The sequence below is a fragment of the Actinomyces sp. oral taxon 175 str. F0384 genome, assembly GCF_000223355.1.
GTDB classification, from domain to species: domain Bacteria; phylum Actinomycetota; class Actinomycetes; order Actinomycetales; family Actinomycetaceae; genus Actinomyces; species Actinomyces oris.
The window spans coordinates 1,001,863-1,015,524 of record NZ_AFUR01000001.1 but is presented as its reverse complement, the minus strand read 5'-3'; the positions used below and the strand labels follow the sequence as shown (position 1 = coordinate 1,015,524).

The 13,662-nt window shown below is 66.6% G+C and carries 14 protein-coding genes; 4 read left to right on the top strand and 10 right to left on the bottom strand.

Going from position 1 to position 13,662, the window contains the following annotated elements; translation table 11 throughout:
* Nucleotides 1-195 precede the first annotated feature (195 nt).
* Together HMPREF9058_RS04245 and HMPREF9058_RS12995 are read left to right on the top strand one after the other, a co-directional pair.
* Complete coding sequence (locus HMPREF9058_RS04245) at nucleotides 196-1,764, top strand: helix-turn-helix domain-containing protein (RefSeq protein WP_009406083.1); 1,569 nt, start codon at nucleotides 196-198, stop codon at nucleotides 1,762-1,764.
* Nucleotides 1,761-3,110, top strand: a complete 1,350-nt coding sequence (locus HMPREF9058_RS12995) for a pentapeptide repeat-containing protein (protein ID WP_083816348.1) — start codon at nucleotides 1,761-1,763, stop codon at nucleotides 3,108-3,110. Before HMPREF9058_RS04245 ends, HMPREF9058_RS12995 begins: the two co-directional genes overlap by 4 nt.
* Before the next feature lie 565 nt (nucleotides 3,111-3,675).
* Here the strand turns inward: HMPREF9058_RS12995 and HMPREF9058_RS04240 are convergent.
* The 7 genes from HMPREF9058_RS04240 to HMPREF9058_RS04210 all read right to left on the bottom strand — a co-directional run bounded on the left by HMPREF9058_RS04240 (nucleotide 3,676) and on the right by HMPREF9058_RS04210 (nucleotide 8,493).
* On the bottom strand, nucleotides 3,676-4,548 hold the full coding sequence (locus HMPREF9058_RS04240) for an EamA family transporter (RefSeq protein ID WP_009405869.1): 873 nt from the start codon (nucleotides 4,546-4,548) through the stop codon (nucleotides 3,676-3,678).
* An 87-nt stretch (nucleotides 4,549-4,635) separates the two neighbouring features.
* Nucleotides 4,636-5,382, bottom strand: coding sequence for an ABC transporter permease (locus HMPREF9058_RS04235; RefSeq protein ID WP_009406312.1), 747 nt, complete (start codon nucleotides 5,380-5,382; stop codon nucleotides 4,636-4,638).
* A complete protein-coding gene (locus HMPREF9058_RS04230) occupies nucleotides 5,382-6,215 on the bottom strand; it encodes an ABC transporter ATP-binding protein (RefSeq protein WP_009405875.1) in 834 nt (277 codons plus the stop codon). Before HMPREF9058_RS04230 ends, HMPREF9058_RS04235 begins: the two co-directional genes overlap by 1 nt.
* A 54-nt stretch (nucleotides 6,216-6,269) precedes the next feature.
* Entirely contained in the window at nucleotides 6,270-6,887 is a 618-nt protein-coding gene (locus tag HMPREF9058_RS04225) for a TetR family transcriptional regulator (protein WP_009406310.1), read from the bottom strand.
* A gap of 147 nt (nucleotides 6,888-7,034) precedes the next feature.
* Nucleotides 7,035-7,379, bottom strand: coding sequence for a type II toxin-antitoxin system PemK/MazF family toxin (locus tag HMPREF9058_RS04220; RefSeq protein ID WP_254654054.1), 345 nt, complete (start codon nucleotides 7,377-7,379; stop codon nucleotides 7,035-7,037).
* Nucleotides 7,370-7,594, bottom strand: coding sequence for a hypothetical protein (locus tag HMPREF9058_RS04215; protein WP_004565104.1), 225 nt, complete (start codon nucleotides 7,592-7,594; stop codon nucleotides 7,370-7,372). Before HMPREF9058_RS04215 ends, HMPREF9058_RS04220 begins: the two co-directional genes overlap by 10 nt.
* 86 nt (nucleotides 7,595-7,680) lie before the next feature.
* On the bottom strand, nucleotides 7,681-8,493 hold the full coding sequence (locus HMPREF9058_RS04210) for a 16S rRNA (uracil(1498)-N(3))-methyltransferase (protein WP_009406060.1): 813 nt from the start codon (nucleotides 8,491-8,493) through the stop codon (nucleotides 7,681-7,683).
* Between the two features lie 60 nt (nucleotides 8,494-8,553).
* On the opposite strand from HMPREF9058_RS04210, the gene HMPREF9058_RS04205 reads away from it, so the two are divergent.
* A complete protein-coding gene (locus HMPREF9058_RS04205; protein WP_043537627.1) occupies nucleotides 8,554-9,354 on the top strand; it encodes a YggS family pyridoxal phosphate-dependent enzyme in 801 nt (266 codons plus the stop codon).
* A 15-nt stretch (nucleotides 9,355-9,369) separates the two neighbouring features.
* Here HMPREF9058_RS04205 and dnaJ read toward each other — a convergent pair whose 3' ends face one another.
* Nucleotides 9,370-10,494: a molecular chaperone DnaJ gene (gene dnaJ / locus HMPREF9058_RS04200; RefSeq protein ID WP_009406443.1), complete on the bottom strand. Its 1,125-nt coding sequence runs from the start codon at nucleotides 10,492-10,494 to the stop codon at nucleotides 9,370-9,372.
* A gap of 91 nt (nucleotides 10,495-10,585) precedes the next feature.
* Nucleotides 10,586-11,671, bottom strand: coding sequence for a heat-inducible transcriptional repressor HrcA (gene hrcA, locus HMPREF9058_RS04195; RefSeq protein WP_009406013.1), 1,086 nt, complete (start codon nucleotides 11,669-11,671; stop codon nucleotides 10,586-10,588).
* Between the two features lie 171 nt (nucleotides 11,672-11,842).
* Here hrcA and HMPREF9058_RS04190 point away from each other — a divergent pair, with 171 nt between their 5' ends.
* Complete coding sequence (locus HMPREF9058_RS04190; RefSeq protein ID WP_043537626.1) at nucleotides 11,843-12,919, top strand: DUF3097 domain-containing protein; 1,077 nt, start codon at nucleotides 11,843-11,845, stop codon at nucleotides 12,917-12,919.
* A gap of 50 nt (nucleotides 12,920-12,969) precedes the next feature.
* Here HMPREF9058_RS04190 and HMPREF9058_RS04185 read toward each other — a convergent pair whose 3' ends face one another.
* Entirely contained in the window at nucleotides 12,970-13,584 is a 615-nt protein-coding gene (locus tag HMPREF9058_RS04185; protein WP_009405998.1) for a VOC family protein, read from the bottom strand.
* Nucleotides 13,585-13,662: the final 78 nt, after the last annotated feature.

Sequence of the window (13,662 nt, the reverse complement as noted above, 5' to 3'; positions counted from 1 at the left end):
TGGGACGAGACGCTCACTGCAGCCCTATCAAGACGTGGTGGCCGTCATCCGGACTTGCTGGGCCTATCACTATTCTTCCGGTACGTCACATCTGATCCCGACTCTCCGTCTCGGATCGGCTAGTGTTGTTGCAGTCGGCCCAGGGCCCCGAATCGCGGGCGGTACCCGCACCAGTAATGTCTTTCGAGGATTCGTATGACTGATTACCTCACCCTTGGAAATGACGGCCGACTCGTAGACCGCGAAGGCAAGACTCTGGAGCTCAAGCGGGATCTCAGCTCACCCACTGGGCCACTGCGCACCATCACGGCCTTCGCGAACTCCGCGGGTGGTCGCCTCGTCATCGGGATCGCGGATGATGGCACCGTGGTCGGTGTTGAGGACCCGCTCTCCGAGGAGGAGCGCGTCGCCAGTCTCATCGATGACTGGATCTCGCCCCAGCTGGTTCCCGCCATCGATCTTGTCACGCTCAGCGGCAGGACTGTTCTTGTTGTCGATGTTCCTCTGAGTACCCGACGCCCCCACTACATCACCCGGCAGGGCCCAGAAGCGGGCGTCTACGTACGTCTCGGCTCTTCCACTCGCCAGGCCGATCCGGCGCTGGTCGCCGAGCTTGAACGCAACGCTCACGGCATCGCTTTTGAGAATCTGCCCGAGTCGCGTGCGGCCCTGACTGACCTGGATCTGAGCACTCTGGCAGAGCTGCGCGGCCGCGCCACCGACACGGATGATCTGCTGGCGCTCGGCCTTGCAGTGAGGCAAGGAGATCAGATCGTTCCGACCTACGCCGGGATTCTCAGCGCCTGCCCCGACCCCACGCGCTTCCTGCCATCCGCCTGGGTTCAGTGCGGCCGGTTGCGCGGCCCCCACGGCACGGACATCTTCGACCAGATTGAGATCTACGGACCGATGCCGTTGGCCGTTGACCAGGCCGTGGAGTTCCTGCTGAAGCACGCTTACAAAACCGCAGTCTTCGGAGAAGTGCGCCGCCGCGATGTCTACTCCATCCCTGTGGAGCCGATCCGCGAGGTCATCGTCAACGCCCTCGTTCACGCTTCCTACGCCGAGAGCAGTACCCCGATCCGTATTGGTTTCTACGACGACCGGATCCAGGTTGACAGCCCCGGGCTACTCCTCCCCGGCATGACCATCGACACCATGCGGCGGGTGTCTCGACTGCGCAACCCCGCGCTGGCGCGCATCTTCCGCGAGGCCGGGATCATGGAGCAGTGGGGTACGGGCATCCAGCGCGTCTTCGAACAGGTGGCCCAGGCTGGCCTGCCCGAGCCCACTATCGAGGAGGTCATCGACCGGGTGCGGGTCACGATCCACGTGCTCAGCCACAACCCTGCCGATGCCAGGGAACACGGTAAGTCACTAGGTCGAGGCACTAAGTCGGAGCACCAAGTCGAAGCACCAAGGCACCAAGTCGAGGCACTAAGTCGCGACACCAAGGCACCAAGTCGAGGCACTAAGTCGGAGCAGCAAGACGGAGCGCCAAGCACACCAACTACCGCTCTGACGCCGGACGAGTTGACTGTTCTCCACCAGATGGAGAAAGCGGCAGCAAGCAGGGCAGAAATCATGAGCGCGCTGGGCATTACGAACCAGACGCGCGCGTTTCAGCGCCATGTCGAACCGCTAATCGAAGCAGGGCTCGTTGAACGAACGATCCCCGACAAGCCCACGAGCCGTCTCCAGCGCTACCGAATCACTGGCGCCGGACGCATCTATCTCAATAGACTCTCTGGAGACGCCGAATGAGCATCAATCTTCGGCGGGGACGTTTCGCGTCATGGTGCCGCAAGAATGGATTGTTCTGTGCCATTGTTTCCTGGATTTTTCTAGCCATCATTGCCTATACACTACTGAGCGCAATATGGGGAGATGGACGCGGCTGGAATCGCATTCTCACAGGGTGGCACATTGGCTCGACTCACGATCCCCTGGATCGCATCAAAGTCACCTTAACGGCTTTAGGCGGTGTTGGCGCAGTTGGCTACCTAGTCATCAAGTACCGTGAACGCGCAGCACTTGAGCGCGGCGAGGCCGATGAAAAACTTGTTCGCGCGGTTCAACAACTAGGAGACCCTTCTCCACAGGTGCGCATCGCTGGAGTTTACGCATTGGCCGACGTGGCCGACACCTACGAGGGCCCCTACCATCAGCGCGTCGTCGACATCCTCTGCGGCTACCTGCGCACCGACCGCCTCCTCAAAGACGCGAACGGAGACACACGGAACGCCACCAACAATGACGGAACTCTTAACTACGACCGCCCCCTCAGCGCAGACGGAGCCGTTGAATCGACCATCCTTACTGTCTTAGCCACCCATCTCAGATCAACTACCGAAGCTGATATTAACGAAAATGCCGATCCAGGACCATGGAGCCACTGCAACCTCGATCTTCATAGGGTTACCTTAACTGAAGCACTCAATTTTTTTGGAGCCCACATCGGAAGACTAGATGCACAAGATGCACGTTTTCTCGGGCACACTAACTTCCAGCAAGTGGCATTCACAGAAGACGCCACATTCATTGGCGCCACTTTCGAACAGGAAGCAAACTTTGATTCAGCGAAATTTAGACAGGACTCACATTTTGGAAACGCAATTTTCAAGCAAACTTCTCAGTTCACAGGAGTTACTTTTGCGCAAAATGCACATTTCGAGCAGAGCACCTTTAAAGGTGCCGCCAATTTCTGGAACTCAACCTTCGAAAGAATCGCCTTATTCTCCAACTCAACCTTTATGGGTGCCGCATTTTTCATAAGCAGCACGTTCATGCAGTACGCAACCTTTGATTATGTCACCTTTAAGCGCTACGCACATTATGAAGGCGTCGATTTCAGACAGCAAGTCAGCTTCCTGAAATCGAATTTCAATTCGAACATGAGTGACATGTTTGAACTATTTCACCCTAACGAATATTTACTGGAAGAAGATGGTCTTCCAGAAGGGGCCAAACGGGTAGACTTCGGAGATGACAGCTTTCCTTTACGTCAACGTGGTAAGCGTTCCATCAACGAACATAGTCAGCCTGACGAGATATCGCCTGTTAGCGACCTTCCGCAGGACAAGGGCGGAGAAGAAGAGGGCGACAAGTAGGCTCAAGCCTATCGAAGGACATGACCACGCTGGCGAGGCCGTGCTGGAGGACTCGGTAGTAGCAGAGTCAGGAGGCACAGGTCGCAGCCCCGGAGGCGGGAACAGAAGCGAGTTCACCATGCGGGATACAGAGAAAACCTCGTTTACCTTCCCAGCGACAGTGGCCATCACCCGTGCTATGGCGAGAACTGCCCTGGCACGGAACGCGGTACTGAGATTGGAATCGACGTCGATGACGCTGACCTTGCCTAGGGTCACGATGAGCGCGACGAAGAAGGTCGAACCGAGAGAATATAGAGCAGTCAGCAACACCGTCGTCTACCGCTCGACATATCGACATCCACGCCAGCGAGGAATTTGTCTAACCGCGGGAGAGCAACCACCTACACGCTCAGACATGACTCTTCCGAGTTCATATGCTCGCCGAACCACCAAGTCAACTCACCAAGTCACTAAGTCAGGGCACCAAGATGAAGCACTAAGACACCAAGTGGAGGCACCAAGTACGAACGTCCTACCGAGCACTCCAAGTACGTCTGACACCAAGCCTTCTGGTGAGCAACGCTTAGGAGACCAGCATGGCCAGAGTCCCACCGACGAGGAGCGCCAACCCGACGAGGTACCGCCTGTTGACGGCCTCCCGCAGGACAAGGGCGGAGAAGAGGACGGTGACCAGGACGCTCAGCTTGTCGATGGGGACGACCACGCTAGCCGGGCCGTCCTGAAGTGCCCGGTAGTAGCAGAGCCAGGAGGCGCACGTAGCGGCCCCGGAGGCCAGGACGAAGCTGAGCTCCCCGCGCGGCACGGCACGGACCTCCCGGAGTTTTCCGGTGACGGCCACCATCACCCAAGCCATCACCAGCACCACCCCGGTGCGGATCGCAGTACCGAGGTTGGACTCCACCCCCGTGATGCCGACCTTACCGAGGATCGCGGTGAGTGCGGCGAAGAAGGCTGAGCCGAGCGCGTAGAGCAGCCAGCCCCCACCGTCGCGCACGGCCCGGGGCAGGCCGCGCAGGTCATCGGCGTCGAGCATCAACAACGTCCCGGCCGCGATGAGCACAACCCCGAGCGCACCGATGAGGCTCACCCTCTCCCCCAGGAACATGAGGGCCAGCAGCACGGTCAGTACGGTGCTCAGCTTGTCGATCGGCACGACCTTGCTGACGCTGCCGAGCTGGAGCGCCTTGAAGTAGCACAGCCAAGAGGCCCCGGTTGCCAGCCCCGAGAGCACCAGCAGCCCGGTGCTGCGGGCATCGAGGTGGGCCAACTCGGCCTGCGAGCCAACGATGAACACCATGCCCCAGGCGCCCGCCAGCACCACGACAGTGCGCAGCGCCGTCGCCACGGTCGAGTCCGTGGTGCGGATTCCCTCCTTGGCCAGGACGGCGGTGATGCCGGCAAAAAGCGCTGAGCCGCAGGCGAAGACAATCCACATAAGGCAACCCTAACCCCACCCGGCGCCAACGCACGGCGGGCACGAGAACCCTCGCCCTCGCGCCCGCCGTTACTGGCTCCTCCCGGTTCAGCGGGTCTTGCGAGGCACGGTGGAGGCCGCCACCCCCAGGACCACCAGGCCGAAGCCGACCAGGTAGGCCAGGTATCGGAAGAAATCGTCAGAGGGCTCGCTGGCCAACGTGAGCTCGGTGACGGCGTCGACCGCCCAGCTCATGGGCAGGGCGTCACCGACCACCTCCAGGGCACGCGGCAGCTGGTCGCGGCTGACCAGGAGCCCGCACAGGAACAGCTGGGGCGCGATGACCACCGGCATGAACTGGACGGCCTGAAACTCGGTGCGCGCGAAGGCCGAGACCAGCAGCCCCAGGGACACCCCGACGAAGGCGTCGATCAGCGCGGTGAGCACCACCCATCCCCAGGAGGCGGAGATGTCCACGTCCAGGCCCCAGGCGGCCACGGCGCACAGGATGAGGGACTGGATGACGGCGGTCAGCGCGAAGGCGGTGGCGTAGCCGAACAGGAGGTCGGCCCGGTGGATCGGAGTGGTCCACAACCGCTCCAGGGTGCCGCTCACGCGCTCGCGCAGCATGGCGACGCTGGTGACCAGGAACATGACCGTCGTCGGCAGGATCGCCATCATGGTAACGGCGATGTGGTTGAAGATCAGGTCCGCGCCGGGATAGTCGCGGTAGACGAAGTACAGCAGGGTCAGCAGCGCCGCGGGCACGATCGCGATGAGACCGACCGTGCGCCGGTCGGCGCGCAGCTGAGTGAGGATGCGGCGGGTGGTGGCCAGGTAGGTGCGCAGGTGCATCAGCACTGCCCTCCTTTCTGCTCGGGTCGGCTCTCAGAGTCGGCGATAACGGCCAGGAAGGCGGCGTCGACGGTATCCGCCCCGGTGCTGGCCAGGAGATCCTTGGCCGTGGTGGCGGCCAGGATGCAGCCCTGGCGCATGAGGAGGACCTGGTCGCAGCGGAAGGCCTCGTCCATGACGTGACTGGAGACCAAGAGGGTGGCGCCGCGCTCGGCCAGGCCGTGGAAGGTGCTCCACAGCTCCTCACGGGTGACCGGGTCCAGGCCGACGGTCGGCTCATCCATGACGAGCAGGTCGGGGTCGGCCACGAGCGCGCAAGCCAGGCTCACGCGTCCGGCCTCGCCGCCGGAGTAGGTGGACACGGGCCGGTCCGCCAGAGCGGTCAGCCCGACGACGTCGAGGACCTCATCCAGGTCGCGGGCCCGGCTTCCGGCCAGGGAGGCGAAGTAGCGCAGGTTCTGGCGGGCGGTCAGGTCTCTGTAGACGGCCTGGTCCTGGGTGACGTAGCCGACCCGACCGCGCACGGCGGCAGCGCCGGGGGTGTGCCCGAGGACCTCGATCTGTCCGCGGTAGCGCTGGACGCCGACAACGGTGCGCATGAGGGTGGTCTTGCCGCAGCCAGAGGGGCCGAGCAGGCCGGTGATGGTGCCGGGCTCCAGGTTCAGGTTCAGGCCGTGGAGGATCTCCTTGCGCCCGCGGCTCACGCGCAGGTCCGTCGCGGTGACGGCCGGCTGCTCCGAGGAGGCGGAGGACGTGATGTCTCGACTGGAGTCGTGCGATTGGTTGCTGGCCCCCGACTCCCGGGGCGCGTCTCCTTCATCGTTTTTCATCATGTAATGAATATAGGTTGACGGCGACCCCCTGTCCAGAGATGGGTTCGGATGATCTCAGGCGGGATCAGTGACGTCGGGCAGGTCGTCGAAGGCGTAGTGCTGAATGGTGGGGCCGACGAGCGCGGCGACCGCCTCGATGTCGAGGCCGGCGATGTGGTCCATGCGGGCGACCCAGCGGGCCAGGCCGAGTCCGATGATCTGGCTGGCGATGAGCTGGGCGCGCAGCTGGGGACGGTCGGGGCAGAAGTGGGTGACGATCGGAGAGAGAACCCCGGTGGCGATGAAGTCGCGGAAGGGCTCGACGTCACTGCCCTGTCCGAGTGCGGCATGGATGACTGCGGTGAAGCGGTCCGCGCCAGCCTCGTCCCACAGGCTAACGACGGCGCGCACGATTCCCTCTCCCAGCTGTTCGGGCTCGAGCTCGGTGATGGAGGCCGCCCGGTGCATGAGGTTGGCATCGACCCCGGCGGTCGACTCGATAACGGCCTTGGCGAAGAGCGTGGCCCGGTCCGGGAAGTAGTGGTGGACCAGGGCCGGGTCGACGCCAGCGTCGCGCGCGATGCCACGCAGGGAGGTCTGGTAGCCGTCGCGGGCGAAGGCGGCGCGGGCCGCCGCCAGGATGGCCTCACGCGTATCCGGGCTCCCCGCGGGCCGCCGCCCCCTCGGGCTCATCGCTCACTCGTCTCGCTCATAGTCAGAGCATGCCCGCATGCCGCCCCATTGGGAAGCAGCCGCGCTACGGCTCCCAACCGCCGCGCGACCCTCCGGACGCAGGCGGGTGCCGCCCGCATCATTGTTTCTGCGACCTCTCAGCGCGTGCTATCTGATGTAGTCGAGCAGCCATTCGCGCACGCTCCGAAGGACGGACTCCTCCACGACTCCGATCTTCTTGGTGAGACGCTGACGTGAGATCGTGCGCACCTGTTCGGTCATGGCAAACGACCGCTGTTTCATTCCTGCTTCCGCATTGAGCTCCACGTGATTCAGCCAGCCCCGATCCTTCGTTGTCACAGGAACTACGACGACAAGCGTCGTCACCGTTCGATGGAATCGTTCATTGGACACAATGAGAACCGGACGACGCCCGGATTGCTCTCGCCCGACAGCAGGATCGGGAAGTGCCCACCACACCTCGCCCGGCTCAACCGGGACTGCTAGCTCCATGCCTCCGACTCCCACTCACGGAGCTCCTTGAGATAGGTCTCGTCCGGCGGGTGAGCCTCCATCGCACGCCGCACCTCGGCGAAGCGCCGCTCACGTGCCGCCTCCTCGAGCAGCTCTTTGAGCGCGGCATCCATGGTCACTCCGCGCTCTGACGCCAGGGCCCGCAAGCCGTCCCTTGTGCTGCGCTCCACCTTGATCGTCGTCATGCTGCTCATACTCACAGTATGTATGACAGTCATACCCTTGTGAAGGCGGCTCATTCCATTTCTTGGCCAGGACTCGAGCAATGCACTCGCGTGTCTCACTCCCACAGGCCGCTGGCGTGGGCGAGGACGGCCAGGGCGACGGGGCCGGCTGAGGCGGTGCGCATGACGTGGGGGCCCAGCCGCACCGTCGTCGCCCCGGCGGCCTCCAGGGCAGCCGTCTCCTCGGGGCTGATACCGCCCTCGGGCCCCACGACGACGGCCAGCGCCAGCGGCGCCTGTTCGGGCGCGGGCAGGCGCACGGACTCCATCGCGGTGCTGATCGGGGTTCTGGCCTCCTCATGCAGGACCAGCACCACTCCCCCGCCGCGAACCGTCTGCCCTACCCAGTCGGCCAGTCTGCGGGTGTCCCGCACCTCCTCGACCTCGGGGATGCGGGCCCGCCGGGCCTGCTTGGCGGCCTGGAGGGCGGTGGTCTGCCAGCGCTGGCGTCCCTTGGCCTGCTTGGCCCCCTGCCACACGGACACGCAGCGCTCGGACTGCCAGGGCAGCACCAGCCCCACCCCGACCTCGGTGGCGGTCTCCACGGCCTGCTCGTCGCGCCCGCCCTTGGCCAGGGCCTGAACGAGGGTCAGCCGCAGCGGCGGCTCGGGCTCCTCAACACGCTCCAGGACCCGCACGGCCAGACGGTCCTTGGCGCCGCCGACGCCGGCCCCGGTCACCTCGCAGACCAGGCGCAGACCAGCGCCGTCAACGAGGTCCACGCGCTCCTGGGCACGCAGGCGCTTGACGGTCACGGCATGGCGGGCCTCAGGCCCGGTGAGCATGAGGACGGTTCCGGTCCCCGCCGAAGCGACGGCGTCGGCAGGCTCGATGGTATCGGGCGTGAAGAGGAAGACGGGTGCGGTCACGGCTCCAGCCTACGGGCCGTACCCAACAGGTGTCCGCCGGCGGTGCTAGCGTCAGTGACCATGACCGAGTCTTCAGCAGCCGCCCAGTCCCCTCAGTCGTCTCCCTCCCCCTCGTACACCACCGCCGTCACGGTGGAGGACTTCCGCCGCAACCTGGATGCCGTCCGCGCCCGCATCGACGCCGCCGCAAAGCGCGCCGGCCGCGACACCGCCGAGATCCGCCTGCTGCCGGTGTCCAAGACCGTCCCCGAGGAGCGCCTGCGCACCGCCTTCGCCGCGGGCATCACCCAGATGGGTGAGAATAAGGTCCAGGAGGCCCAGCGCAAGAGCGAGAACCTGGCGGACCTGGGCATCTCCTGGTCGGTCATCGGCCACCTGCAGACGAACAAGGCCAAGAACGTGGCCGCCTTCGCCGACGAGTTCCAGGCCCTGGACTCCCTGCGCCTGGCCGGGGCCCTCGACCGGCGCCTCCAGGCAGCCGGACGGGGCCTGGACGTCTATGTGCAGGTCAACTCCTCGGGCGAGCCCAGCAAGTTCGGGCTGGAGCCCGACGACGTCGCAGGCTTCCTCGCGGCGCTGCCGGCCTACTCCTCGCTGCGGGTGCGTGGGCTCATGACCCTGGCCGCCAACACGAGTGACGAGGCACGGGTGCGCGAGTGCTTCAGCATCATGCGCCGGCTGCGCGACGCCGCCCTCGAAGCGGGCACCGTCGGCGACGGACTGTTGTCGATGGGGATGAGCGGGGACTTCGAGGCCGCCATCGAGGGCGGCTCCACCTGCGTGCGGGTCGGCCAGGCGATCTTCGGGGCCCGGGCCACCCCCGACTCCCACTACTGGCCCGAGACACCTCAGACCGCTTAGCTGCGGGTCGCCTGCTCAGCGCCCGGAGAAGCGCTCCTTGAGCTTGCCCATGACGCTGGAGTCTCGCACGGGCTCGACGTCGTCCTCCCCGCGCAGGCGGGCCAGCTCGGCCAGCAGCTCGCGCTGACGGTCGTCCAGACGCGTGGGGGTCTCCACGACGATGGACACGTGCAAGTCCCCGCGGCCCTTGCGGCGCAGGCGCCCCACGCCCAGGCCGTCGAGGACGACCTCATCCCCGGGCTGGCTGCCGGCCTTGACGGTGACGTTCTGCTCGCCATCGAGGGTCTGCAGCGGGAAGACGGCACCCAGCGCGGCCGCGGTCATGGGCACGCGCAGCTCGGTGTAGAGGTCGTCGCCGTCGCGCTCGAGGAACTCGTGCGGCTTCTCGTGGATCTCCAGGTAGAGGTCGCCGTTGGGGCCACCGGCCGGGCCGGCCTCGCCGCGCCCCGACATGCGGATACGGGTCCCGGTGGACACCCCGGCGGGGATGGAGACCTCCAGGTCCTGGCGCACCCGGGTGCGGCCCTCGCCGGAGCAGTCCTTGCAGGGGGTGACGATGACGGTGCCGTAGCCCTGGCAGCCCGGGCAGGGCGAGGAGGTCATCACCTGTCCCAGGAGGGTACGGGTCATGCGCTGGACGTTGCCGACCCCGTTGCACTGGGAGCAGGTGACCGGCTCGGTGCCCGGTGCGCAGCAGGAGCCGTCACAGGCGGTGCAGGTGACGTAGGTGTCGATGGGGACCGACCGGGTCGCCCCGAAGGCGACGTCGGAGAGCTCCACGTCCACGGCCACGAGGGCGTCCTGGCCGCGGCGGGCCCGGGAGGCCGGTCCGCGACTGGCCGCTCCCCCACCGAAGAAGGACTGGAAGATGCCGCCCAGGTCGCCGAAGTCGGCTCCGGCGAAGCCGCCGCCGAATCCGCCGCCGCCTCGCACGGCGTCCTCCCCGCCCAGGTCGTACATCTGGCGCTTGTCGGGGTCGGAGAGGACCTCGTAGGCGGAGGAGACCTCCTTGAACTCGTCCTCGTGGCCGGGGCCGGCGACGTCGGGGTGCAGCTGGCGGGCCTTCTTGCGGTAGGCCTTCTTGATCTCCTCGGGGCTGGCGTCGCGGCTGACGCCGAGGACCTCGTAGTAGTTGCTCACTGCGTTCTTCCTTTACGGCTACGACTTCTGCGGTAGTGGTCTGGGGGCGTGCCCGGCCGGGCCGCTTGGGGCGGGCCGGACAGGCCGGTTCTCAGGTCTCCGGAGGGGACAGGAACCGGGACAGGTAGCGGGCCACGGCCCGAACGGCGGTCATGGTGGCCGGGTAGTCCATGCGAGTGGGGCCGATGACTCCGAGGTGGGCGACGGCCTCACCGGTTCCCGGCCCGTAGGTGGTGGTGACGACGGAGGCCTCGGCCAGGGCGTCGTCCTTGTTCTCCGATCCGATGCTCACGCGCATCCGATTCTCGCCGGCCGGGGCGCCGTTGTCGGCGGTGAACAGGCGAAGCAGCACCACCTGCTCCTCGACGGCGTCCAGGAGGGGCCCCAGGGAGGAGAAGTCGGGGGTGGCGCGGGCCAGGTTCGCGGTCCCGGCGACGACGAGCCGCTCCTCCGCGTCGGGGCGCAGGGCGGCGATGAGCTCGTCACAGACGGCCTCCAGCAGGAACCGCTCGTCGGCGGGCGCCTGCTCGGCCAGGGCGGCCAGGATCGGGGCGACGTCGGCGGCGCGGCGACCCGTAAGGGCAGCGTTGAGCCGGGTGCGCAGGCGCTCCAGGACGAGGGGGTCGACGACGTCGGCGATGTCGAAGCCTCCGTCATGGCGGGAGCTCAAGGAGCCCCTGGACCTGAGGGTCACGGTGCGCTGGTCGACGCGCCCGGTGTCGGTGATGATGACCAGCAGGACGCGCTCGGGCCCCAGGGCCACGAGCTCGAGGTGCTGGAGGGCCGCGTACCGCAGGCTGGGGTACTCGACGACGGCGAGCTGGCCGGTCAGCTGAGCCAGGGCTCGCACGGTGCGGGCCACGACCTGCTCCAGGTCGACCGCTCCGGACAGGAGCGCTGTGATGGCGGCGCGCTCGGGCGCCGAGAGGGGCTTGATGCGGGCTACCTCGTCGACGAAGAGCCGGTAGCCCTTCTGGGTGGGCACGCGCCCGGCCGAGGTGTGCGGCTGGTGGATGTAGCCCTCGTCCTCCAGGGCCGCCATGTCGTTGCGGATGGTCGCCGGGGACACGCCCAGGCGGTAGCGCTCCACGAGGGCCTTGGACCCCACGGGCTCGCGCGTGCGCACGTAGTCGGTGACGATGGCGGACAGGACCTTAAGACGTCGATCGTTGGCCACGGGTCCTCCTCCCCTCATCAGTGCCGAGACGCGATCAGTGCCGGCGTCAGGCGACAGGCCGCCCGCACGCCGGTGGGGTGCGGCCAGCGATTAGCACTCACCCCACGTGAGTGCCATCCTACGCTGTGGTCCGGCGGGTCCACCGCCGGCGGACCGTGAGTTTCCCCTACCGTGCCGAGGGTGAACACGCCCACCCCGTACCGCTCCCCCGTTCCCGGATCGACTGCCGCCCGCCGCGCTGCCCTGAGGGCTCGCGCCGAGGCCGAGCAGAAGCAGCAGGCGCAGGGGGCCCCGGCCGCTTCGCGCTCGCGCGGTGGGGCGGCTGCGAGCAAGTCCGCTGCCCGCAGGCCCTCGTCGAGCGACCGCTACGGCGGGGACGTCCTGTCGGTCAACCCGCACCGCACGGGGCCCGGCGCCATACGCCCGGAGTCGGTGCACGTGCCGGTGACGCCGGGACTGGTGGTTGAGGACCGCCAGACCGGCTTCGTCGGGGCTGCGGTGGCGGTGGAGAAGTCGGGCGGTCAGCACGTCGTGGTCCTGGAGGACCGTCACGGTGTGCGCCGCGGCTTCGCCCTGGGGCCGGGTTTCTGGATCGAGGGCCGCCCGGTGATCCTGGACCCGCCCGTGGCGCGCAAGCGCAAGCCCACCGGCGCGGTGAGCGCCGCCGGCAGACGGCTGACGGCCTCGGGCTCCTACGCGGTCGAGGGTGAGCGGGCCAAGGTGGCGCGCGCCTCGCGCATCTGGGTGGAGGGCAAGCACGACGCCGAGCTGGTGGAGAAGGTCTGGGGTGACGACCTGCGCCACGAGGGCGTCGTCGTCCTCATGCTCGACGGCGTCGACAACCTCGAGGAGGTCATGGCCGACTTCGGCCCGGCCCCCGAGCGGCGGGCCGGTGTGCTCGTGGATCACCTGGTGGCCGGTTCCAAGGAGTCGCGGATCGCCCAGCGGGTGGCCGAGATGCCCGGTGGGGAGAACGTGCTGGTCCTGGGGCACCCGTATGTGGACGTGTGGCAGGCGGTCAAGCCGGCCCGGGTGGGGCTGGAGCGCTGGCCGGACATCCCGCGGGGCACCGACATCAAGCACGGCACCCTGGAGGCCCTGGGCTGGCCGCACGCCACCCAGGCTGACGTCGCCCGGGGCTGGCAGCGCATCCTGGCGACGGTGCGCTCCTACAAGGACCTCGAGCCGAGCCTGTTGGGGCGGATGGAGGAGCTCATCGACTTCGTCACCGCCCCGGGCACGCGCTGAGGAGTCACCGAGGAGCCACAGTCCTCAACACAGTGCCCCCACGGAGAGTCTCACAGGAGGCTGCCGTCATCGAAGGTCACCGTCATGGCCTGCCAGGGTTCCACGAGCTCGAGCCGATCGTCATCGCTCAGCCTGAGGACGGTGTTCCATTTGCGCTCGGGCATCGGGTAGGTGACATGGGCGATCGAGCTGATCCCGTTGGGGTGGGTGAAGTCCCGGGGTCTGGGGTCAGTGCTGAAGTGGCTCATGAGAAACGGCAGGTCGACGTCGTCGGGGAAGAAGACCTCGTAACACAGCTCCCGCCCGTGGGGGTCCACGCGCTTGGGCTTGAGACGCAGGCCCTTGCCACTCAGCAGGGTTCTCCCCTCCTCCAGCTCGGAGACATCGCCCTCGAGGCACAGGCCGCACACCCCCTCGGGGTCTCGGTCCCAGGAGAGGAAACGGCGAGCCGCGCCTCTGCGCGGGCCGAGCGCGAGCAGGCGCCCCAGGAGCGGCGGCATGCCTGTGCGGGCCAGGAGCTCCAGGTAGGGGCCGGAAGAGAAGTAGATGAGCGCGTTGTAGGGACGCTTCACTGTGCCGTACTCGACGGCGAAGCCCCTGGTCTCGAAGTCGGCCACTGCCCGAGAGAGGTCCTTGACCTTGTAGATGACGTGTCCCAGCTGCACGTGCTCAGGCTACGCATACGCAATTCGGGAGGGAACCCGCCCTTGCGAGAGCAGATGCAGCTGGTGGACCAACAGAGT

Coding starts and splice junctions, on each gene's coding strand:
- HMPREF9058_RS04245 (WP_009406083.1), top strand. CDS start 196: ATGACTGATTACCTCACCCTTGGAAATGACGGCCGACTCGTAGACCGC.
- HMPREF9058_RS12995 (WP_083816348.1), top strand. CDS start 1,761: ATGAGCATCAATCTTCGGCGGGGACGTTTCGCGTCATGGTGCCGCAAG.
- HMPREF9058_RS04240 (WP_009405869.1), bottom strand. CDS start 4,548: ATGTGGATTGTCTTCGCCTGCGGCTCAGCGCTTTTTGCCGGCATCACC.
- HMPREF9058_RS04235 (WP_009406312.1), bottom strand. CDS start 5,382: ATGCACCTGCGCACCTACCTGGCCACCACCCGCCGCATCCTCACTCAG.
- HMPREF9058_RS04230 (WP_009405875.1), bottom strand. CDS start 6,215: ATGATGAAAAACGATGAAGGAGACGCGCCCCGGGAGTCGGGGGCCAGC.
- HMPREF9058_RS04225 (WP_009406310.1), bottom strand. CDS start 6,887: ATGAGCCCGAGGGGGCGGCGGCCCGCGGGGAGCCCGGATACGCGTGAG.
- HMPREF9058_RS04220 (WP_254654054.1), bottom strand. CDS start 7,379: ATGGAGCTAGCAGTCCCGGTTGAGCCGGGCGAGGTGTGGTGGGCACTT.
- HMPREF9058_RS04215 (WP_004565104.1), bottom strand. CDS start 7,594: ATGAGCAGCATGACGACGATCAAGGTGGAGCGCAGCACAAGGGACGGC.
- HMPREF9058_RS04205 (WP_043537627.1), top strand. CDS start 8,554: ATGACCGAGTCTTCAGCAGCCGCCCAGTCCCCTCAGTCGTCTCCCTCC.